General features: G+C 40.9%; 21 protein-coding genes and 1 riboswitch. Of the genes, 15 read left to right on the top strand and 6 right to left on the bottom strand.

What is annotated here, in order from left to right; translation table 11 throughout:
- The first annotated feature begins 131 nt into the window (after positions 1–131).
- The 9 genes from CW734_RS17085 (at position 132) to CW734_RS17045 (ending at position 7,582) form a co-directional block, all read left to right on the top strand.
- Positions 132–650: an SMI1/KNR4 family protein gene (locus tag CW734_RS17085; protein WP_101191945.1), complete on the top strand. Its 519-nt coding sequence runs from the start codon at positions 132–134 to the stop codon at positions 648–650.
- Between the two features lie 212 nt (positions 651–862).
- Positions 863–1,318, top strand: coding sequence for a hypothetical protein (locus CW734_RS17080; protein ID WP_101191944.1), 456 nt, complete (start codon positions 863–865; stop codon positions 1,316–1,318).
- Between the two features lie 135 nt (positions 1,319–1,453).
- On the top strand, positions 1,454–1,717 hold the full coding sequence (locus CW734_RS17075) for a hypothetical protein (protein WP_101191943.1): 264 nt from the start codon (positions 1,454–1,456) through the stop codon (positions 1,715–1,717).
- Between the two features lie 739 nt (positions 1,718–2,456).
- A complete protein-coding gene (locus CW734_RS17070) occupies positions 2,457–3,449 on the top strand; it encodes a M23 family metallopeptidase (RefSeq protein ID WP_101191942.1) in 993 nt (330 codons plus the stop codon).
- A gap of 458 nt (positions 3,450–3,907) precedes the next feature.
- A complete protein-coding gene (locus tag CW734_RS17065; RefSeq protein ID WP_101191941.1) occupies positions 3,908–4,279 on the top strand; it encodes a GntR family transcriptional regulator in 372 nt (123 codons plus the stop codon).
- A 5-nt stretch (positions 4,280–4,284) separates the two neighbouring features.
- Positions 4,285–5,151 carry an ABC transporter ATP-binding protein gene (locus CW734_RS17060; RefSeq protein WP_101191940.1) on the top strand — a complete coding sequence of 289 codons (867 nt, stop codon included), beginning with the start codon at positions 4,285–4,287 and terminating at the stop codon, positions 5,149–5,151.
- Positions 5,144–5,749: an ABC-2 transporter permease gene (locus tag CW734_RS17055; protein WP_101191939.1), complete on the top strand. Its 606-nt coding sequence runs from the start codon at positions 5,144–5,146 to the stop codon at positions 5,747–5,749. The genes CW734_RS17060 and CW734_RS17055 overlap by 8 nt, the downstream gene beginning before the upstream one ends.
- Positions 5,750–6,058: 309 nt before the next feature.
- Positions 6,059–7,045 carry a phosphotransferase gene (locus tag CW734_RS17050; RefSeq protein WP_232787120.1) on the top strand — a complete coding sequence of 329 codons (987 nt, stop codon included), beginning with the start codon at positions 6,059–6,061 and terminating at the stop codon, positions 7,043–7,045.
- A 165-nt stretch (positions 7,046–7,210) separates the two neighbouring features.
- Positions 7,211–7,582, top strand: a complete 372-nt coding sequence (locus CW734_RS17045) for a YrvL family regulatory protein (RefSeq protein ID WP_232787286.1) — start codon at positions 7,211–7,213, stop codon at positions 7,580–7,582.
- A gap of 562 nt (positions 7,583–8,144) precedes the next feature.
- Here CW734_RS17045 and CW734_RS17035 read toward each other — a convergent pair.
- Together CW734_RS17035 and cyoE are read right to left on the bottom strand one after the other, a co-directional pair.
- Positions 8,145–8,732, bottom strand: a complete 588-nt coding sequence (locus CW734_RS17035; RefSeq protein WP_101191935.1) for a hypothetical protein — start codon at positions 8,730–8,732, stop codon at positions 8,145–8,147.
- Between the two features lie 511 nt (positions 8,733–9,243).
- Positions 9,244–10,143, bottom strand: coding sequence for a heme o synthase (gene cyoE / locus CW734_RS17030; protein WP_101191934.1), 900 nt, complete (start codon positions 10,141–10,143; stop codon positions 9,244–9,246).
- Positions 10,144–10,348: 205 nt separating this feature from the next.
- Here cyoE and CW734_RS17025 point away from each other — a divergent pair, with 205 nt between their 5' ends.
- The 3 genes from CW734_RS17025 to CW734_RS17015 all read left to right on the top strand — a co-directional run bounded on the left by CW734_RS17025 (position 10,349) and on the right by CW734_RS17015 (position 13,893).
- The gene (locus CW734_RS17025) at positions 10,349–10,774 is read left to right on the top strand and encodes a MarR family winged helix-turn-helix transcriptional regulator (RefSeq protein WP_101191933.1); all 426 of its coding nucleotides are present in this window, start codon (positions 10,349–10,351) and stop codon (positions 10,772–10,774) included.
- A gap of 226 nt (positions 10,775–11,000) precedes the next feature.
- Positions 11,001–12,338 (top strand): NtaA/DmoA family FMN-dependent monooxygenase, encoded by a 1,338-nt coding sequence (locus CW734_RS17020; protein ID WP_101191932.1) that lies wholly within the window; start codon positions 11,001–11,003, stop codon positions 12,336–12,338.
- 118 nt (positions 12,339–12,456) lie between these two features.
- On the top strand, positions 12,457–13,893 hold the full coding sequence (locus CW734_RS17015; protein ID WP_101191931.1) for a DHA2 family efflux MFS transporter permease subunit: 1,437 nt from the start codon (positions 12,457–12,459) through the stop codon (positions 13,891–13,893).
- A gap of 192 nt (positions 13,894–14,085) precedes the next feature.
- On the opposite strand, the gene CW734_RS17010 is transcribed toward CW734_RS17015, so the two are convergent.
- Both CW734_RS17010 and CW734_RS17005 read right to left on the bottom strand, forming a co-directional pair.
- Complete coding sequence (locus CW734_RS17010) at positions 14,086–14,808, bottom strand: NADPH-dependent F420 reductase (protein WP_101191930.1); 723 nt, start codon at positions 14,806–14,808, stop codon at positions 14,086–14,088.
- 595 nt (positions 14,809–15,403) lie between these two features.
- Positions 15,404–15,928 carry a cysteine hydrolase family protein gene (locus CW734_RS17005; RefSeq protein WP_101191929.1) on the bottom strand — a complete coding sequence of 175 codons (525 nt, stop codon included), beginning with the start codon at positions 15,926–15,928 and terminating at the stop codon, positions 15,404–15,406.
- A gap of 142 nt (positions 15,929–16,070) precedes the next feature.
- A riboswitch (cobalamin riboswitch) is annotated at positions 16,071–16,255 on the top strand.
- A 105-nt stretch (positions 16,256–16,360) separates the two neighbouring features.
- On the opposite strand from CW734_RS17005, the gene CW734_RS17000 reads away from it, so the two are divergent.
- Complete coding sequence (locus tag CW734_RS17000; RefSeq protein WP_101191928.1) at positions 16,361–17,881, top strand: cobyric acid synthase; 1,521 nt, start codon at positions 16,361–16,363, stop codon at positions 17,879–17,881.
- A gap of 314 nt (positions 17,882–18,195) precedes the next feature.
- Positions 18,196–18,678 (top strand): cyclophilin-like fold protein, encoded by a 483-nt coding sequence (locus CW734_RS16995; RefSeq protein WP_198551097.1) that lies wholly within the window; start codon positions 18,196–18,198, stop codon positions 18,676–18,678.
- 89 nt (positions 18,679–18,767) lie between these two features.
- Here CW734_RS16995 and CW734_RS16990 read toward each other — a convergent pair whose 3' ends face one another.
- Together CW734_RS16990 and CW734_RS16985 are read right to left on the bottom strand one after the other, a co-directional pair.
- Positions 18,768–19,340 carry a DapH/DapD/GlmU-related protein gene (locus CW734_RS16990; RefSeq protein ID WP_101191927.1) on the bottom strand — a complete coding sequence of 191 codons (573 nt, stop codon included), beginning with the start codon at positions 19,338–19,340 and terminating at the stop codon, positions 18,768–18,770.
- A 31-nt stretch (positions 19,341–19,371) separates the two neighbouring features.
- Positions 19,372–20,106, bottom strand: a complete 735-nt coding sequence (locus CW734_RS16985; protein WP_101191926.1) for an SDR family oxidoreductase — start codon at positions 20,104–20,106, stop codon at positions 19,372–19,374.
- 123 nt (positions 20,107–20,229) lie between these two features.
- Between CW734_RS16985 and CW734_RS16980 the strand changes: the two genes are divergently transcribed.
- Positions 20,230–21,111 (top strand): LysR family transcriptional regulator, encoded by an 882-nt coding sequence (locus CW734_RS16980; RefSeq protein WP_101191925.1) that lies wholly within the window; start codon positions 20,230–20,232, stop codon positions 21,109–21,111.
- The last annotated feature ends 28 nt before the right edge of the window (positions 21,112–21,139 follow it).

Below are 21,139 nucleotides of genomic sequence, written 5' to 3'. Positions count from 1 at the left end.
TTCAATCCCCTAAATTTCATTGATTATCTTGCTGATTTGCCAACATCAAGTTTTGAAATTATTAATAAAGCTTTACAGATACAATCTTGATATTATATACAGAATACTCACGGAGAGGTGGAGAAGAGTATATGTCTAAATTAACTTCAGCAATAAGTAATTTGAAAAAAAGATTAGATAAGGATGAAGCTCTGTGGGTCCAACAGGAGAATGGATATTTGGAAAAAGTATATGTGAAGCTAAATGCCCCTGCCACAAAAAAAGAAATCGAGCATTTTCCATTTAAGCTACCGCAAGATTATGAAGAATTTTTACGACTGCATCACGGTGGACGCCTCTTTTCCACTAAAGACGGTGGAAATAATGGGATAGAACTTTACACGATAGAACAAATTTTAGAACATAGATCGTATTACGCTGATGACTTCCCCGAAAACTGGTATCCAGTAGCCATGGGCTACGATGGTTCTTTTCTTATCGTTACGAATCAGCATATAGAGGGCGGGTATTTAAGCTGGTTCGAAACAGGAAATGATTTCGATGACGATATATCCATTGGAATGACATTCGAAGATTGGCTTGAAAAGTTGATTATCGCTCAAGGCTCTAAGTTTTGGGAATGGGATGTTAGAAGACCTACAGGGATATAAAAAATACTTTTCAAAAAGAGAATTTGCTTTGGAGTGGCTTTGTTTTAGGTATTCAACAATTACCTGCAGTCGTTTTGTTGAATCTGAATGTAACTTAATGTGAATTAAGTTACATTCAAAACCCCAGAAACTGAAAGCTTAAGGAGGGAAAAAAGATGAGCCTAGAACATGAATTTTTCTTAGTGCCCAATACAGTGGCCTAACCAGAATTGATGAAGCGCATTGAACAAAATATAGACATTATTGACTCTATAGATATACCAGACGATTTGATTCAATACATAGCCGATTCTTTGAACTGGATTCCATGTAAAAATCCAGCAATATCGATGACGAAAGAAAACACAGGAATAAATTATTATGGGGTGACCCTTTTTGATCAAACGTCAGCAGCAACTATGAAAAGTATCTTTACGGCATGGCTCTCTTTATTTACGAATTCCCCTGAAAAGCTGGAACTGACTGGGGAATTCGTCCATTCTTCCAACAAAAAAGTGTTAGGCGGGCGTGAACGTCTAGTATTTTGTAGAAATGATGTGCTCGAATTATTGAAAAGACTGCTGTCTATGATTGAGAGATGGAAGAAGAGTCTCTATCTTTACCATTTAGAATATGAAAACGAATGTAACTTATTAGCAATTAAGTTACATTCATTTATCGGAGATTAATACCTTTAAAAGAGTTGAAATATTTATAAAATAAGTAGTTAAGTTCCAATTATTGGTGTTATGATATTTAGTAGTTTAAATCGGTAAATCAATGTCATAATCAATGCTTTTAAACAATTTTAAGGAGGTTTATTTATGTTTTCGGTCGATGAGTATATCAGTTCTATCAAAGCCAACTTGGAGAAAGAATCTCCTTTAGTGGTTTCAAATATGAAAAGAATTTTTACATACAATTTTTCTTCTGACATAGACCTTTTAGATTTCACCCCATCTATTGAACCTACCAGGTTCGAACTATCCATAACCATGTTCTCCATGGATAAAGACGCCAACGAAGTTTTCAACGAAGGAAATGACCAAACAGTTTTGCTGGAAGTGAAGAGGTCCTGCCAGAAGTAGAATATTATCAGGTAAATGATGATCAGCTGGAGGCATTTTTGACTTTTACGAGCAGAATGAGGAAACGTTAGTTCCACAAGAACAACAGGTATTTGCAGATTGGTTCCGTCAATGCTGGGAAACCGCAGGTGGGCTTCATTGATTTGCCATCATACTTTGTTTTTCACGACGAAGGCACATCGTATGACTTAAAGAATAAACAATGGGTAGACGATGAAGAAAATGGTCATAAATATCGCTGAAAATGCCTTTTGAGAGGCATTTTTGTTGTTAAAATTTAAATCTGAATGTAACTTATGTCTAATTAAGTTACATTCAGTTCCTGGATTTTACTGACTTCACCAGAAAATCATTTCAAACTATTTTCATTAGAAAAAATGATGCATTCAGAATGCTGTTCTGTATGCTTTTGAAGCTTGAATCTCAAAAGATATAGGGTTAGATATCCGAACTTATTAGAAGTCATTCCAATATCAAGGGAGAAAAGAAGTACTGGAATCAGACTCTTTTCTCCCTTTTTGTCTGTATATGTGTACTTTTACGAACGGATTTAGGTGAAAATTAGAGGAGCTATTCCCATAGATTTGATCACCTATTAAATGTCAGTATTTTTAAAAATCATGATTTTAATCCTAGAAGAAAAGATGAAACCGGAACTTTAGCCGAACGTTGCTCGTATACTTATATATATCTTGGATTATCATGTTGTTACTAATAGTTGGAGTAAGGAGGAACTTTCATGAGGCTGCAAAAAGATGAAGTGATAGAGCCCAGTGAATTTGGCAACCGATTTTTACACGGCGACTTTGAAATCATTTACAAGCAGTGTTCAAATGATTTCAGGGAGTTAATCAGCTTCGAAGACTTCCGTAAATTAGCAAAGTCCTCTAATCGAGGTGTAGTAAGTTACCAGGTGGCAGAAGAAATATCTATGGGGGATTTTAAGCATTACCTCTGGCTGGACAACAGCGGTAAAAAGGCAGTTTTTGTTTCTTTTGATGAAAATTACATCATCCACAGCATTTATTTGAAGCCGTATACGATCTATCCTCGAAGAGATGAAACCTTTACACAAAACAGGTTTATCATGCCGATTACAGATGAATGGTTCGTTTTCTGGGGCGGCAAGAATGAGTTTTTAAATTACCACTATGTTTATGAATCTCAGCGGTATGCGTATGATTTGGTGGTCATGAAAGAGAAAAAAACGTACCGGGAGAGTGAGATACTCAACGAAAATTACTTTGCATTCAACAAAGAGCTTGTGGCACCGGCAACTGGCCAAGTCGTTAAAGTAGTCGGTGGCGTTAAGGACAATACGCCTGGGGATATGAATGAATCACAGCCAGCTGGAAATTATGTCGTGATGAGGCATTCTGTTGACGAATACAGTCTGGTGGCGCACTTTAAGCAAAATTCGATTCAAGTTAGAGAAGGAGAAACGGTTCAACAAGGCCAAATGATCGGCTTGTGCGGGAATTCCGGTAATTCCTCAGAACCGCATATTCACTTTCAGGTAATGGATTCTCCGGATCTGTTTAACTGTACATCAATCTGTATCCGTTTTACAGATGGGTGCCAGCCAATTCAAGGTGATACGGTTACTCAAGGACCATTGGAAAACGATATAGACAAGCCTTCACTTGATAACTTCGAGAAAGCTGAAATCGCGTTCTCTTTATCGGATGTACTAGGGTTTATTCCTCGCATAATCGGCCAATTCTTTAAGTAATAGTCAAGATGAAAAGTGCTATATCCACCTGTAAATCATAAATTAGATAATATCCACTCAGCAAGAAAGTTCAATTTGAAATAATATGAGTTTACATATCGCAGCTTACAGGGAGTTACTTAAATATTTGAGATGAGAAGATGAGACTGAAAACTCATCTTCTTTTTATAAAGTAGTTTTTAAATTGATTTGATTTTGAAAATCTATTTTGAATATGTTGATATCAAATTACCTTTCGATTCTTTTAGACTGGCTGGAATATACTTGCTTTTGTATTAAATAATAATAGTTGCACGATAAATTGAATTTGTATATAGTGTATTTATAGTATATATACATTATTTCTATATTTATTGATTGTGTATTGATTCAGGATGTGAATTTTTGAAAACTTACACTTTTAAATCAGTACAATAAATTACAATATATGGATATTAAAAATTTAGAAGAGGATTAGTATGCAAATAATTATTTCTAACAGTTCGAAAGAGCCGATTTACGAACAAATTTCATATCAAATAAAATCTGCTATTTTAATTGGGGAACTACAGGAAGGCGAAGCAATTCCCTCTATGCGGAAACTCGCAAAAGATTTGCATGTTAGTGTCATAACGACAAAACGTGCATATGAGGAATTGGAGAAGGCTGGCTTTATCTATTCCATTGTTGGCAAAGGCTCTTTTGTTGCGGAGCAAAACTTAGAACTGATCAAAGAAAAGAAATTGAAGGTCATTGAAGAACAGCTGAATGCTGTCATAACGAATAGTCGAGAGATTGGTCTTTCTTATGATGAGCTGAAGCAACTATTGAAGATTTTATATGAGGAGTGATTGAGATGGAAAATATTATTGAATTGAAAAACGTAACGAAGAAGTTCAAAGGGTTTTCTGTTGAAAACATTGATATGCAAGTGAAGCAAGGCTTTGTAACAGGATTCATTGGAGCAAATGGGGCTGGTAAGTCAACAACTATAAAAATGATAATGAACCTTTTAAAACCAGATTCTGGAGAAGTGAAAGTGTTTGGGTTGGAGTACAAGACGCATGAAAAGGAGATTAAAGAGCGCATCGGGTTTGTATACGATGGTAATGTATTCTTTGAAGGACTAAATTTAAAAGATATTGAACGTATAGTCGCCCCGGCTTACAAACAGTGGGATGATGCAGTATTTCATCAATACATAAAACAGTTCGAATTACCGCTTAATAAGGCAATAAAAACTTTTTCCAAAGGCATGCAGATGAAGGCCTCATTGGCGATAGCCTTATCACATCATGCGGAACTGATTATTATGGACGAGCCAACAGCAGGCTTAGACCCCATTTTTAGACGCGAACTATTGGATTTATTGCAGGAATTGATGATTGATGGAAAGCGTACTATCTTTTTCTCTACGCATATTACATCTGATTTAGATCGTATAGCAGACTATATCGCATTTATTCAAAGTGGAGAGTTGGTATTTAATCACACCATTCACGATATAGCTGATAATTATGTCATCGTAAAAGGAAGATTAGATCTTCTGGATAAAGACACTGAAAAATCTTTTATCCACGTTCACCGGTCTTCAACCGGATTTGAAGCCTTATCAGACAATAGTCAGGCAGTAAAAGCTATTTTCGGAGAGGCCGTTGTCATTGAACGCGCATCTCTTGAAGATATCATGTACTACTTGAAGGGAGGTTTATCGCATGTTTAATTTAATTCGACGCGACGTCATACTCCAAAAAAGGCAGTTGCTGTTATTTATTCCTGCGATCTTATTCTTTATCATTATGGGGGCACCACCAATTCTAACTATTCTCGTTGCCAGTATTTTTATTCCCTTTAATACTTACGCTTACGATGAAAAAGTAGAGACGAATATATTATTAAATTCCTTGCCTTATACGCGTAGGGAAATTATCGCATCACGCTACCTGGGAGCTATTGTTTATATGGTTTTAGCTATTGGGATCACAAGTTTAGCCTTATTCGTTTTCAACACACCATTTACACTGACTGATATTTCAATTGGCAGTGGCTTATTCTTGTTATTTGCTGCACTAACATTTCCATTGTTTCAAATACTCAAACCAGGCTATATTACGACTGTTATTCTCGCCACCTTTATCCTTTTAACCTTTTTAGCAAGACCGATAGGATTGTTTATAGCCGAGCACTTAACAGGAATGATTGATTTTATAGTCAACTTATCCGTTACAACTTTATATACGTGGGCCACACTTATTATCGTGGGACTCTATCTCACTTCGTGGGGAATTACTACCCTTATTTATCAACGAAAAGCGTTCTAAGTGAATTCTTTGTGCGCTCTGAAAAGATTTCCTTCACTTTGATATGATTTAAAGCCGACAAATAGAAGTAAACCTAAATCAATTTTTATTGATGACCTTGAGTAGAATATTCAATAATTTTACGGAAATTAATAAATGACTAACTTCTATTGAGTCTAGTAGAAGATATTTAAATATTACGGAGCTAGTAGTAAACTAGCTTTCTTTTTTTTGTACTTAAAATTTTACTTTTGCGAATGCTTTTAGGGTGTATATCTACATATTTATTATTTTTTCTAAATATTGGTAAAATATAGAGGCGGAGTATAAATGATGGATCTCAAACAAAAGAATCCATTATTAAAAACGAGGAGGAATAAAATGAATGCTAAAACCATCGTGAAGAAATTTGGTTTCGAAGCCGAAAAAGAGCCAGTCAGTATCTACCCGTTTTCGCCGGTCTACCGGGTGGCAGGTACAGAAGGGGATTTCATAATTAAAAAAACGCAGCACCCCATTCAAAAAGCACATCATCTTATGGATTACATAAAAAAGTTGAACGAACAAGGCATTGAGGTGGTCACTCCAGCAAAGATTCCAGCGAACAATCCGATGACTTTTGAGGAGAATACCTTCGTTGTGTACCCTTTCATCACAGGAGAACCTTATTCAGCGACGCCTCATGAAATTATGGAAGCAGGCAGGTTGCTCGGAAGGATACATTCACTATCGTCTTCTGGGAATGAATTTGAATTGGAGGAGTACGATGTATATGACTTTACCGAAGAGGAAGTTGACGAGAGTTTCCAAGATATTGTGGAGAATGCAGCTCCGCATGGGATCGTAATAGGCCTTGAATTAAAGAGCCGTTTATTAAAGGCTGTTTATCAACAGGAGGAGTTGAAGGAAATTGCATTGCCATCTGTTGCAACACCGTATGATTTTAAAGCGAACAATCTTATTTATACCCCTCAACCATATTTGATTGATCCAGATAATGCGACATGGGTTCCCCGTATCTTTGATTTAGCATTGGTTTTGCTGCTGTTTCACAACGAACTGATTTCGGCACCGGACCAGCCGTTCACAAGAAATCAATGGGATTTATTTCTAAGCGGATATGGGGAATTCGTAACCTTATCCCAAGAAGAGAAAACATGCTGGCCGAAAGCACTCGAACATATCTTTCTAGATGAAGTGATGTGGTTGATGGCGGATGTGAAAGAGGATTGGGAGAATCCAGCTCAACGCAGTTTATTTACTAGACTCATTGAATTGTTGCTGAATCTCAAAGAATTTAATTTAGATCAAAATTGAAAATCGACAGTAAGAGGCACTGTTTAGAAGGATTGAGAATATGAAAATGATATGTAACGTAATTGCAGTTAAGTTACATTCACGTACATAATAGCAAGGGGGGCGTTCGAACTGAATAAAATCAAAACAATTAGCATCTGTGCATGTGTCGTCCTCACAATTTTGATGATTATCACGTTTTTTGAATACATCTTCTTAAGAGTGCTGGGCTTTCAATATGACTCAATTGGTGCTCTAGTATTTTTCTTTTTTCTATATCTATTTCTAGAAATGCCTCTCTCACTCATTACAAATGCCATACCAAAAGCGTTAAAATCGGTTGGCATGATTCAATCAAGTAAGGGATGGTTGGTATTTAGTTTAAATGCACTGCTTACTTTTGCGTTAATTGAACTGCTTGATAACTTCATGACGAACATTTCAATCACTTGGCAAGGTGCACTAATATTTGCCTTGTTCTCTGGATTGACCAGCTTGAAGTTAACAGAGAAAGAGAAAGAACCTCCAGAAATTGATAGTGAGAATTTAAATCGCTAGAAAAGATTTAATTCTAAAAGTTAATTTTCGAAGTATGGATTTTCACTAATCTGAATTAAGTTACATTCCTTCCGAGATTTATAGGTCGTTCCTCTACATAAATAATCGAACGGGAAATGAGGTGGAAAGCAATGAATAAATATCATCGATCAAGCCTGCAACTGCTCATCATTGTCGCCATAACATTAATTTTATCTGTATATTGGCTGAATCTAGAGATTGGTTATGGAATTATATTTTTGCTCATAACAGTTGGATATACCATCTATCTCAATTCCAATGCAGCCAAAAAAAGTAAACATGAACAATGAATCTTGATACTTCTTATCTTTGATTTCACTCTCAAGGGGACCTAGTTTGACATCAATACGGTATTTGCTTGAGTTAGAAAAAAATACTAATTAATATCAATAAGTGTCATATCTAATAATTAGATTTCATTAATTTCTAACAAAGTGAATGGAACTTGATAGCAATTAAGTTCCATTCAGATCCAATCAAATAGAGAACAGAATAAATCCTCCACTTTTTTATTAAGTGGGGGGGGTAACCGTCTTATTATTTATTTTAAATCTCTAATGACATTAAACATCTCGTAATAAAGTCCTCTAACAATTTCTTTATGTTCTTTCTCAGTAAGATCCTTTGCTAAAATGTTAAATTGCCAACCTGCAGCGCCTTCTTTAGCTGCTGGGTAATAACCTGAAGAAAAGATTTCCTCATCATGGACTCTCTTGGAATAATCTATGTAACTTATCTCATCATCTACAAAGGGAAAGTAATAAGCTTCCGTTTTGATGAAGAAAAAGAGAACATCTGAATTTGCAAATACTTCAGTATAGGGACCATCAGCAGCCCTTTCTAAATACTCTTTCATGACGAAAAAACTATCGTATTGTTCGACTGTTTCGATACTCAACTCTTCGATCTCCACCGTACTGAAAGTGATTTTCTCTGAGTCTATTTCTGGCGGAGTGCCTAATACCCCTATCTCAAGATTTCGTCCTAGATACTCTTCTTGAGTGTCTTGTTTATTAGGCTCTACGACTTCTTGTTGTGTGTCTTCTGTTTGGGAGCTGCAGGCTGCTATGATGAATAAAAACAATATGACCATTGAAATCATAAAAATTCTATTTAGTTTCTTTAGCAAGGTTTTGGCTCCCTTCTTAAATTTTAATTTCCATATTTTTACCTTAGCATACTTTTAAAACCAGTTATACGGAGAAGGTAATCCTTGTTTTAATGGAACTTAAGTCCAGTTAAGTTATATTCAGAATCCTTATTTTAGAGAAGTTCGAGGCACCACCAGAGAAAGTGAATTTACCAGAAAATGATACCTTCAAAATTTGAGCAATAAGATTTTAAAGTCCAAATTTCAAATAGAAAGGAAAAGCAAAGATTGCATATTGCATCGTTATAGCCTTTTTGTCTGCAACTTCTTTATGAAAAACTCAATATGTATAGATGCTGTTAGAGCAACAAATTCATGCAATCAGTACTATGTGAAATGAAATACAAAATTTATATATAAGTCCTCGGGTTAATTGCTGAAAATAAAAAAGAAGATGAATCAGCACCCTGAATCCCTCATCTTCTTCCTTTCTTCCAGAAGCCTATTGAATAACAAATCGTGATTCCGGGCAGAACGATACTTGAGCCAGTCAAGAAGTGGCAGTTAGAATTAACCCTACAGAAGCGTAAATAATCACAGTAAAGTAAATGCCGACCATGTGGACTAAGGAAAATAAGAACATTTTATTCGCCCAGACTTCAGTTCCTCTCTTGTGTGAGCCAAATAAACTCAAGCCTAGCCAAAATAACCCTAGAATCAGTGAAACCAAAGTCAGACCAAGGCTTAACGGCAGGAATAGCAAGCTGGAAAACACTAACAAGATCAGATATGCATTGGTTTGGAGGTAGGTGCGTTTTCTGCTTTTTACGACTGGCAGCATTGGAATATTTGCAGCAGCATAATCTTCATGCTTGCGAATGGCAATCGCATAAAAATGAGGCATTTGCCAAATGACTAGGATTAAAAATAAAGCCCAACATGCAGGATGCCAAATATCGGGCCCTACTGCAGCCCACCCAATCAAAGGAGGCATCGCGCCTGAGATGCTTCCCACTTCCGTATTCCAGATTGTATAGCGTTTTGTCCACATGGTATATGGAATCACATAGAAGAATATGCCTAAAAATCCAAGAAAGGAGGCTAGCGGGGCGGCCAAGTACAATAAAGCTAGCCCGCCACCTAACAACAGAACTGCAACGACCACCACTTTTTTAAGTGGTATAGTGCCGGTAACGGTTGGACGATTTTTTGTTCGTGCCATTACGGAATCAATATCGCGGTCATAAATATTATTGAATGAACCAGCTGCCGCAATAACAGCAGCAGTACCTAAAAGCGCAAAGATAATATTTACGATATTATCTATAAAACTATATTGATATGTATATAAGGCGAGCATAAGTCCTGCAAGCATTGGAATTAAATTTGACTTGATGATTCCGGTTTTCACGACTTGAGCCCATAAGTTTCTCTGGGTTTGTTCTATCATTTTTAGTTCCAACTCCTTTAAGCCTACAAAGGTTAATATACCTTAATTGATAAACAGATTTCTAAGGAATAATTATTTTTACGTATACAATATGAACATTCTAAGTCTATCCCGACAGAGTAAGCGTGGTTGAAAGCATTTGACAGCCGATTTTCACGATGATATATTTAGTGGGCTAAATATATTGACTAGTGGAGGGAAATCTATGAAGGCCTCTGTAGATTGTGATATCCGTGAGTCGTTAGATAAAGTATCATCCAAGATGCGTCGGGATTATAGTGAAAGCTTAAGAGAGATCAATCTTTATGTAGGGCAGGACAATTTGCTCGCCCGTTTATGGGCAGGAGATGGAATCACTCAAATGCAATTGGGCGATCATTTGAAATGTGAACCACCGACGGTCACCAATATGGTCAAATCGCTGGAACAAAACGGCTTTATCATCCGTAAGCGTGACGAACAAGATGGCAGGGTTATGCGGATATATCTAACGGACAAAGGAAAAGAGATAGAAAAGCCAGTTGACTTCAAATGGAAGCAGCAGCAAGAAAAATTGCTGAATGGCATTTCACCAGAAGAACGTTTGGTATTAAGAGATTTAATGAAACGTATGGAGAAGAACTTGTTTTAAGTTCTCTCTGGCTATTTACTTAGCAGGCTAACTTTTTAGGGCACTACAAAGTTGCTTGCAAGCTTTAATTTCGAGGTCATAAGGAATCAATTATTTAGCAAGCTAAATAAATCGAACTTAACTGTAAGTTCATTTAAGAAATATACAAAAAAGATAGGCAGACGAAAAAATCTGTACATGCCGATTTTAAAAAACAAAGCCTATCAACAAAAAGGAGAATACTAACATGACAAAACGAAAAGAGATGCAATTGGCGTTACAAATGGTTTCGGGCTATGGGGCTGAATTCAGCGCTTGGAGAATGCCCGGAACCGATCCGGCAGCTTATACCAATACGGACAATTATGTGGAACGGGCGAAGATAGCGGAAAAAGGAAAATTCCAAATGATCTTCATTGCAGATACACCGGCATTGACTGTCGACTTAGGCCCACAGACACCAAGTTTTCCGATGGATCCGATGCTGGCACTTATGGCGGTGGCCAGAGAAACAGAGCATATCGGCCTTGTGGCAACCCACTCCACAACGTTCAATTACCCTTATAATATAGCGCGGCAATTCAAGGCGCTGGATGTTATTAGCCGCGGACGTGTCGGCTGGAATGCGGTAACTTCATCTACTCCAGAAGCGGCAGCGAACTTCGGTATGCAAGTTGCAAGCCGTAAAGAACGATACGCCAAGGCTCATGAATCGATTCAAATTGTCCAGTCGTTATGGGGCAGTTGGCAACCAGACGCTTGGACATTGGATACAGAAGGCGGCAAATTTGCTGATATGGATAAAATACAGCCGATCAATCTTCAAGGACAGTACTACGCTTCCCGCGGCCCGTTGCCAATTCCGCCGTCGGAACAAGGACAGCCAGTAATTTTCCAAGCCGGCGGTGGAGCTGAAGGGTTGGAATTAGCAGGAAGATTTGCTTCTGGTGTCTACGCAAATCCTTATGACATCGAGTCGGCCCGGCAACACCGACAAGCGCTCCGGGAAAGTGCAGCTCGTTTTGGCAGAAACCCAGATGAGATCAAGATGTATGCCGGCTTTATGTTTTCAATCGGGGCGACGGAAGAAGAAGGTTTAGAACGGCGGAGACAGTTGATGAGTTTCAATCCCGATGAGATTCCAAGCCGTGTCAGCTACCTGGGATCCATGGTGGGACTGCGGCTATCGGTACACGCAGTGGATATCGATCAGCCCTTGCCGGCGGAGTTGCTGGAACGTACCTATGCTAGCCCTCAGGATCCCCGTTCCCCTAGAGCTTTGCAATTATTGAAACAAGGATTGTCCATTCGGGACGTTCTGGCGCACGGAGTTATCAATTACCATCCGGTCGTTGCCGGTACCGCAGTGCAAGTGGCAGATTTCCTGGAAGAATGGTTTTTGGCAGACGCGACGGATGGCTTTTCGGTTGTGCCGGATATCGCCTACGATGGAGTGGCCGATTTTGTGGAGCAAGTTGTGCCGATTTTGCAGGAACGCGGCTTGTTCCACAAAGAGTATGAAGGAAACACATTACGCGAGAATATGGGCGTTCCTTATCAATACGGAAGCGCTGAGACTAAGTAAGCGGGATAAAAGAGAATTCTCATGAGTAAAACACTTCAATTGCTTCAAATTTATATAAATAAGGCTTTGCAAAAAAATAAAGCATTATTAAGTTAATTAGCTTACTGGGAGAGAAAAAATGAAGAAACAATACAATACAAAAGCGATTTTATCGTCGTTGCTCATCGTCGGGTTTGTCGGCATGTTCAGTGAGACTGCCTTAAACATCGCCATAGTGAATTTGATGGACGTATTTGAAATTTCGGCGGCAACCGCACAGTGGCTAACGACTGGATTTTTGTTAACGCTTGGTATTTTGATGCCGATCAGTGGCTTGCTGCTGCAAATGTTTACCACGAGACAGATGTTCGTTGGTGCGCTTATTAGCTTAATTACGGGGACATTAGTTGGGGCACTAGCCGTCAATTTTGAAATGCTGATGGTGGCCCGGGTGCTGCAAGCTGCAGGCATGGCCTTATTGCTTCCCCTCATGTTCAACACCATTTTGGTCATCTATCCCCCTGAAAAGCGGGGAGCGGCTATGGGATTTGTCGGACTGGTCATCATGTTCGCGCCCGCAACCGGCCCGACTATCGGCGGTCTATTGATCGAATACTTAACATGGCATTATATTTTCTGGTTCTCGCTGCCATTCCTGATCATCGGCTTGTTAATCGGGCTGAAGTATTTGGAAAACGTAACTGAAGTGACAAAACCGCGGATCGATTTGTTTTCAGTTCTACTGTCAACTATCGGTTTTGGAGGAGTGGTCTTTGGCTTTAGTAAGGCTGGTGAAGGAGAAGCGGGATGGGGCAGTATGGTCGTTATCACTTCTATCATCATTGGTCTTATTGCCTTACTCTTCTTTGTGCTGCGCCAGAACTCAATGAAGGAGCCGCTATTAAACTTGAGGGTTTTCAAATTTCCAATGTACGTGGTGGGGCTGCTTCTCGTAATGATGAGCATGTTGATCATTATGTCGAGCATGATCATTCTGCCGATGTTCTTGCAAACAGGTGCTGGATTGTCTGTCTTTATTGCGGGACTCATGCTATTGCCTGGCAGTGCGTTGAATGGGCTATTGTCGCCATTTATCGGCCGGTTGTTTGATAAATTTGGACCGAAATGGCTCGTTATTCCGGGACTTATCCTCGTTACGACGATGCTGTGGTTTTTCACCACATTGACTACTGCGTCATCAGTGGCATTTATCGTGGCGTTGCATGTCGGTCTGATGGTTGGGATTGCAATGATTTGGATGCCTTCCCAAACGAACGGGCTAAATCAATTGCCGCCCGAATTATACCCGCATGGCACGGCGGTCATGAATACGCTGCAGCAAGTGATCGGGGCAGTCGGGACAGCGGTAGCCGTCAGTATTTTGACAGGCGGTATGGATAGCTATCTACACAGTTCTTCTGCACCGACACAGCCTGCGGAAATCGCCAATGCGATGGCTTCAGGATTGCAAAACGTCTTTTTGTTTACAGTGGGGATCGCGGTAATTGGCCTGGTCATGGGATTCTTTATCCGTCGGGTAGTAGTCCAACGCGAAGTAATAAATTCACCACATTAAATATATTGGATTAAGCCAATTAAGAAACATCTCACATAACATGACAAGCAGTTGGCTAAATTAAAAAACACAAAAAATGAAGCTCAGTGGCTTAAAAGACAGCTACTGAGCTTCATTTTTTTATCATGTTTATAGATGCATGAGAACATTTCTTCTTTGATCCATTCGTTTTTAACAAAAGGGTTTCCTGAATTAGGAATTATAGGTCTCGCGGTTGATTCTCACAATATCATCATGCGTCATGCCAGCTGAAAACTTCTCCATTACCTTATCCCGCTGGACGGGTGCTTTTTCTTTATCGGCCGTATTCAAGGCTTCGATCAGTTCTTCTTTTGTCAGTTCAGTGCAGTAGGCAGGAGTTCCGGGTTGTTCTCTCCAAGAGTCGCTTAACGAACCGGCATCCACTGCATCGAAGCCGAGCTCATTCACGACATCGATCAGCACTTGTTTTTGTGCGGGGTCATCACCGGCAATGGCCATGGCAATGCGGCCAGTCGTGCCTTCTGGAGTTCCTTTATTTTCTAATGTATACGCTAATTGATTACTGAAGGCTTTGATGACCGGTCTTCCTAGCTGCTTGGACACCCAAACACTTTCAACCATTCCGTTTTCGATTTCTTCGATTTCATTGTCTCTAAATGGATAATAATTGGATGTGTCTGCAATGATGACTTCATCCCCAACTTGATCGATGATCGGCCGAATGCTCGGCATGACATGGAGAGGGAGAGAGATTAACAGAACATCAATATCGGTGATCAGCTCTTTGACATCCACAGGTGTTCCTGCAATGTCCTTACCTTCCAAATGTTTAATGTCCCGGGCATCGGCAATTTTGACCTCATGTCCATTTTTCACTAATTTCTTAGTAAGACTGGCTCCAATGGGGCCTGCACCTATAATTCCAAACTTCATTTTTCTGCCTCCCATAATTTTATATATTCTTTAACTTATCTAAAAGAAAATTAAATCAACTGTACATTTACTTAACCAAATAATACATTTAGTAGACTAAGTAAATTTTAACATAGAAGATGAGTAAAATAAATACAGATGAACCATTCCACCCTAAAGCTTTCCACAAAAGGCTTTTTTCACCTCTTTGAAGAGAACAATGCCAAAAAGTCTCCGAAACATCACATAAATGTTGTGATTAGCAGACCGTGTGATGTGTAGCCAGTATTGGTTCGATGAGCACCATTATATAACCCCTTTTAATGAGGGTTCACTGATTGAGTTTTGAGGAATAACAAGAGAAGGTGAAATTGCTAGAAAAAATGATACATGCAATAGCCTGTTCCATAACACTTTAAAAGCAGAGTTTCATAATTATATATGTTTATATATGACGAATTACTGGAAGTGAAGAAACTCTAATATGAGTTTCTTCTTTTTTAGTGGACTGCATCTTATGCATAACTCAAAAGCTTCACTTTCTCATAAAAAAACTCCTCCCAAAATAAATTCCGGGAAGAGTAATTGTAATTTTTTATCGAGGTACGTGGGTTATTTAAGCTCGTCCCAAAAACTCGATATCCTTCGTCTCCTGCAAGGTGACAAACTCGCTTAATAGGCCATTATGGTGGTCGATAATTTCCTGTGCGCTCATTGTTTCCGAATCCCAAGTGCCGTGTGCGTCTTTGGCGAGTGTCACGTCAAATCCCAGCTGGCTGGCGCTGCGTGTGGTCGCATTTATACAATGCTCAGTCTGGTTGCCGGCAATGACAAGGTTTTGGATGCCATTGTTTTTCAATACCTCTAGCAACTTTGTTTCATGGAAGGAATCAGGCGTCCATTTTTGAACGACGGTATCCCTTTCTTCAGGAGTGACGGACGAATGGATTTGCCAAAAGTCGGTGCCTTCTACAAGGCCGGCGTCGTTATGCTGCACATAAATGACGGGAACATCGGCTGAACGCGCTTTTTTGATCAACGACTGCAAATTCTCCAGCAATTGTTCACTTTGATGGACGGGATTGGCTGGGTCGAACATCTCGTTTTGGGCATCAACGATTAATAAAGCTGTCTTTGGCATCGGGCATTCTCCTCTTCAGTTAGTGTTTTCTCTTATTTTATAGAGCGTGCGATTGCTTGTATAGCAGTTGGTGTAACAGATGAAAAAAGTAAAGCTAGTGAGGAAAGAATGACTGTGTATATAATGAAAAGAAAAATAGAGTTTGAATCCAATGCATAAAGTTGCTTATGTCTTGAACATGAGTTAAAAGGGAAGCCGGTTGAATTCCGGCGCGGTCCCGCCACTGTAAGTGAGAGCCATCTGAAAAAGCCACTGAAGCGATGCTTCGGGAAGATTCAGAAGGCGATGATCACGAGCCAGGAGACCTGCCTTTATGCGGATGCCCGTTTGCTTGCAAGGACAAGCTGGAAGTCAGCCTTTTTTTTGCTGTTTTTTCTCAATCCCTTGCGGCACGCGGGGGATTTTTCTATTTTGGCGAGTGGAGGGAAAAGTATGCCAGCAGTTTCGATTATGATTCAAGGAACAGCTTCCGATGTGGGGAAAAGCTTGATTTGTACAGCGCTATGCCGAATTTTTTCAGACGATGGCTTCCGTGTGGCTCCGTTTAAATCACAGAACATGGCGCTGAATTCGTTTGTGACAGAAGCAGCCGGCGAAATCGGCAGGGCGCAGGGCGTTCAAGCAGAAGCAGCCCGTATTCCGGCGACTTTTGATATGAATCCAATTTTGCTCAAGCCAAAGCAGGACATGGTGTCAGAAGTCATTGTCCATGGCCGGCACTTTATGGACATGAATGCAAAAACCTATCGCGACGATTTCTTGCAGCAAGTGATGCCGGCGGTCGAGCAGTCGATGCGCAGGCTGCAGCAGGATTTTGACGTGCTGGTACTTGAAGGTGCCGGTAGCCCTGCAGAAATCAATTTGAAGGATAAAGACATTGCCAATATGCGCATGGCCCACTTGGCAGATGCCGCCGTCATTTTAGTGGTGGATATCGACAAGGGTGGTGCGTTCGCCGCTATCGTCGGAACGCTCGCTTTGCTCGATGAATCGGAACGAATTCGTGTAAAAGGAATCATCATCAATAAATTCCGTGGCATGCGTGAGCTGCTCGATGATGGCATTGACTGGCTGGAGAAAGAAACAGGCATTCCGGTGCTCGGGGTCTTGCCTTATCTCGATGTCCAAATCGATGCAGAAGATTCTCTTGCATTGTCATCGCTGCGGTTTAAAAAACCGAAACCAGGAGAGTTTGCTGTAGATATAGCCGTCATCCGGCTCCCACGAATCTCGAATTTCACAGATATAGACCCGTTTTTCGATGAACCGGAAACGGGCGTTCGTTTGGTCGGAAAAGTCGAAGATCTCGGTACACCTGACCTGCTCGTCATTCCCGGAACCAAAAACACATTGGCTGATGCTGCGTGGCTCAAAGAAAACGGCTTTGATCGAGCGATTCAACAGCTGCACGAGCAAGGCACCAAGATCTTTGGGGTTTGCGGAGGTTTTCAATTGCTTGGGGAATCACTCGTAGATCATGAAGCGGTTGACGGGGAAGGCGGAGCGGCAAGCGGCCTTTCCTTGCTGCCGGTGGACACGGTGTTTGTCGGGGATAAGAAAACCGTTTTAATGACCGGCAAGCAAGTAAAAGACGGGCAAACGCTAACAGGCTACGAAATTCATTTGGGAAGATCAACTATCCGCGGGGAGGCTCTGCCATTTATGCAGCTGTCGGACGGCCGGATGGACGGGGCAGTCAGTGCAGATGGAAGCGTGATCGGCACATACCTCCATGGCATTTTCCATAACCGGAAATTCACGCGTGAACTAGTCAATGAATTGCGAGTCAAAAAAGGGTTAGAACCATTGGAAGACGATGTGAAACCCGATGCCCAGCGAAGGGAAGAAGCGTATGATTTTCTAGCGGCACAAGTTCGCAGCCATATGAACGTGGCAGCGGTTTACCAATTACTCGGCTTATCTGCTTACGCGGCCCACAAGAGCACAATGTAAGAAGAAATGTGTTTTTCGATACTACTAGAAAATAGTGGATGGTAAAGAACAAAAAGCCGGACTTCCTCTATGGAGTCCGGTTTTTAAATTGAAGGCATTTTTAAAGATCGTATGCCCAAAACATATACCGGACTATTTGATATAGGTATTGGTCATTTGAATTCCATCGCTTTATGATGATATTGAAAATATAAAATATCTATTTAAGACGAGTAAATCAGCCTACTTAATTTAGATTCAGTAAATTTCTCCATAGTCTCAACAGGAAGGGGAAATGAAAATGAAAAACAGCTTTGCCATTAGGTATCATCCTCATGGCTCTTGGCTTAAGTGCTTGTGATGCGAGCGAAACGGATGAAAGAGATGCGCCGAATGCTGAAGAACAACCAAGCAACGGGGATAACCAGGAAAGGGAGGAAGCGGAGATGGCAAATCTACTTGCTTTAGAATTGCAAATAGGGAACGAAGTGTTCTCAGCACAACTTTACGAAAGCGAGACAACCGAAGCATTGCTTGAATTGCTTCCGTTAACCATAGATATGGAAGATCTTCATGGAAATGAAAAGTTCTTTTATCTTTCAGAAAGGCTCCCAACAAATTCTGAGAGCCCAGGGCATATTAATGCGGGGGACATTATGCTTTACGGAGACGATTGCCTGGTATTCTTTTATGACAAGCTTTCAACTTCCCATCAATATACCCGTCTCGGCTATATCGAAAATGTGGAAAGATTTACTCAAGCGGTCGGAGAGGGGGATATCACGGTCGCTCTTGATTTCGCCGAAAATGATGGATAAAAGGCTTATATAGTTGAAGAACGCATCAAGTCCTAGACTCGATGCGTTCTTTTTATCGCTCATCCAATTAGTGAATAAATGATTCGCAGCTATTCCGTAATTTTCTTTATGGCCTTTGCCGGGACTCCTGCCACTACCGTGTTTGAAGGGACGTCTTTTGAAACGACAGCCCCTGCCGCCACAACGGCATTGTCCCCGATCGTCACGCCGGGAAGGATGGTGGCGTTTGATCCAATCCATACGTTTTCGCCGATAACTACAGGAGAGGGCGTGGTGGTGCCTCTTGTTTCCAAGGGCAAGCCATGATTCAAGGTAGCGATCGAGACATTCATGCCGATCAATGAGCCATTGCCGATGGTGATGCCGCCCCGGTCCTGGAACGAACAACCGGTATTGATGAACACATTTTTGCCAATGCGTATGTTCTTGCCGAAGTCCGTGTGGAAGGGAGGCAAACATAAAAACGAAGCGTCGACTGGTGCGCCTGTCAGTTGAGAGAACAGCGCGACGATTTCTTCTTGTGTGTTGAAGGTTGAGTTCAACTCCACCATGATTTTCAGGGCTTGAAAACTGCTTTGCACCAATAGGCCGTGCAATTCTTTATCCGTACTTGAAATGGGTTTGCCTGCTTTGTAAAAATCGATAAACTCTTGCATCTCCATCTGAAAACCGCCTTTCCTTATTCTATTCTCTTTATACCTCTTGAGCTGTCGGGCGAATGATCATATCGCTGACCGAAACGCGATCCGGTGTATCGATGACATAAGCGACTGCCTGGGCAATATCTTCTGCGGCAAGTCCCCACTCTGATTGGGCTTGGTGAAGAGCTGCCGATGCTTCTTTGTCATTGATGGTTGTATACAATTCGGTCAGGACAGCGCCCGGTGAGATAATCGTGGATTTGATGTTGTTTTCACGCTGCTCTTGTCTCAAGCCTTCCATAATGGCCCGGACAGCAAATTTGGTTCCGCAGTAAACGGCTGAATGCGGGTAGACCACATGCCCTGCCACAGAATCGGTGGAGATGATGTGGCCAGATTTTTGTTCGACCATCTTCGGCAACGCCGCTGCAATGCCATTCAGCACCCCCATGACATTGATATCCAGCATGTTTTTCCATTCGTCGCGTCGCGTTTCAGCCAACGGGGCGGTCGGCATAATCCCGGCGTTATTGAACAGTACATCCAATTGACCGTACTCGGCAATCGCCAAATCAATGACTTGCTGCACTTCTTCATGATTTGATACATCAGCTTTTCTGTAGACGATGTGTGCTTCCGGCAGTGATTCCTTGATCTCTTTCAAGCGCTCTTCTCTGCGCGCTGCCAATACCAACTTGGCGCCTTTTTCGGCTAAAATTCTGGCTGTTGCTTCTCCGATGCCGCTGGATGCTCCCATAATGATAATGACTTTTCCTTCAATTGCCATGTAGAATTCCTCCTTCAAAATAATTATCTATTCGTTCCCATCATAAAATGATAGGATTCAGATATCCAATACCTATATCAAATAATCTATTATGCTTTTTGAGCATAAGAAAAAGAGGCTATTATGGAACTTCGCGTATTGCGCTACTTTATTGCGGTAGCGAAAGAACAAAACATTTCGGCTGCGGCCAAACAGCTGCATTTGTCTCAACCGACATTATCCCGGCAATTGAAAGAACTGGAAGCGGAACTCGGGACGACTTTATTTGAACGGGGAAATCGGAAAATCACCTTAACGGAAGAAGGGCTGTTCCTGTTCAATAAAGCGAAGGAAATCGTGGAATTGACCGAGAAAACCGAAGCTAATTTGAAAGGGACGAAACAAGAGATTGGCGGGGAAGTTTATATTGGCGGCGGTGAAACCGAAGCGATGCGATTCATTGCGAAAGCATGCAAAGAGCTGCTCGAAAACCACTCGGGTATCCGTTTCCATCTTTACAGCGGCAACGCGGACGACATCACCGATAAATTGAAGAATGGCTTGCTGGATTTCGGTATTGTCATCGAACCGATGGACAAGCAGAGATACGATTATATAAAGCTGCCAGCGACTGACCGTTGGGGTGTATTAATGCGAAAAGACAGCCCGCTCGCACAACGTCCGTTTATCCAGCCTGAAGATTTGATGGATAAGCCCTTGCTGATTTCTCGCCAAACGGCGGTCAGCAATGAAATGTCCGGCTGGTTCGGGAAAAATATTGAGGACCTGCGTGTGGTTGGAACTTACAATTTGATCTACAACGCGGCATTGATGGTGGAAGAAAACATTGGCTATGCATTGTGTCTGGATAAGTTAGTGAATACTGGCGAAGACAGCAAACTGTGTTTTATCCCATTGCGCCCAAAACTAGAAGCGAACTTAAATATCATTTGGAAAAAGCATCAGGTTTTCTCCAGTGCAGCGAATTTGTTTTTGCAGCAACTTCGAATTCATTTACACAACTAGAGCTCTATAAATAGAAAAAAACATCAAG

Source organism: Planococcus sp. MB-3u-03 (assembly GCF_002833405.1).
Lineage (GTDB): Bacteria > Bacillota > Bacilli > Bacillales_A > Planococcaceae > Planococcus.
Note: the sequence above shows the minus strand (reverse complement) of the source record. Positions and strands in the feature narration are given on the sequence as shown.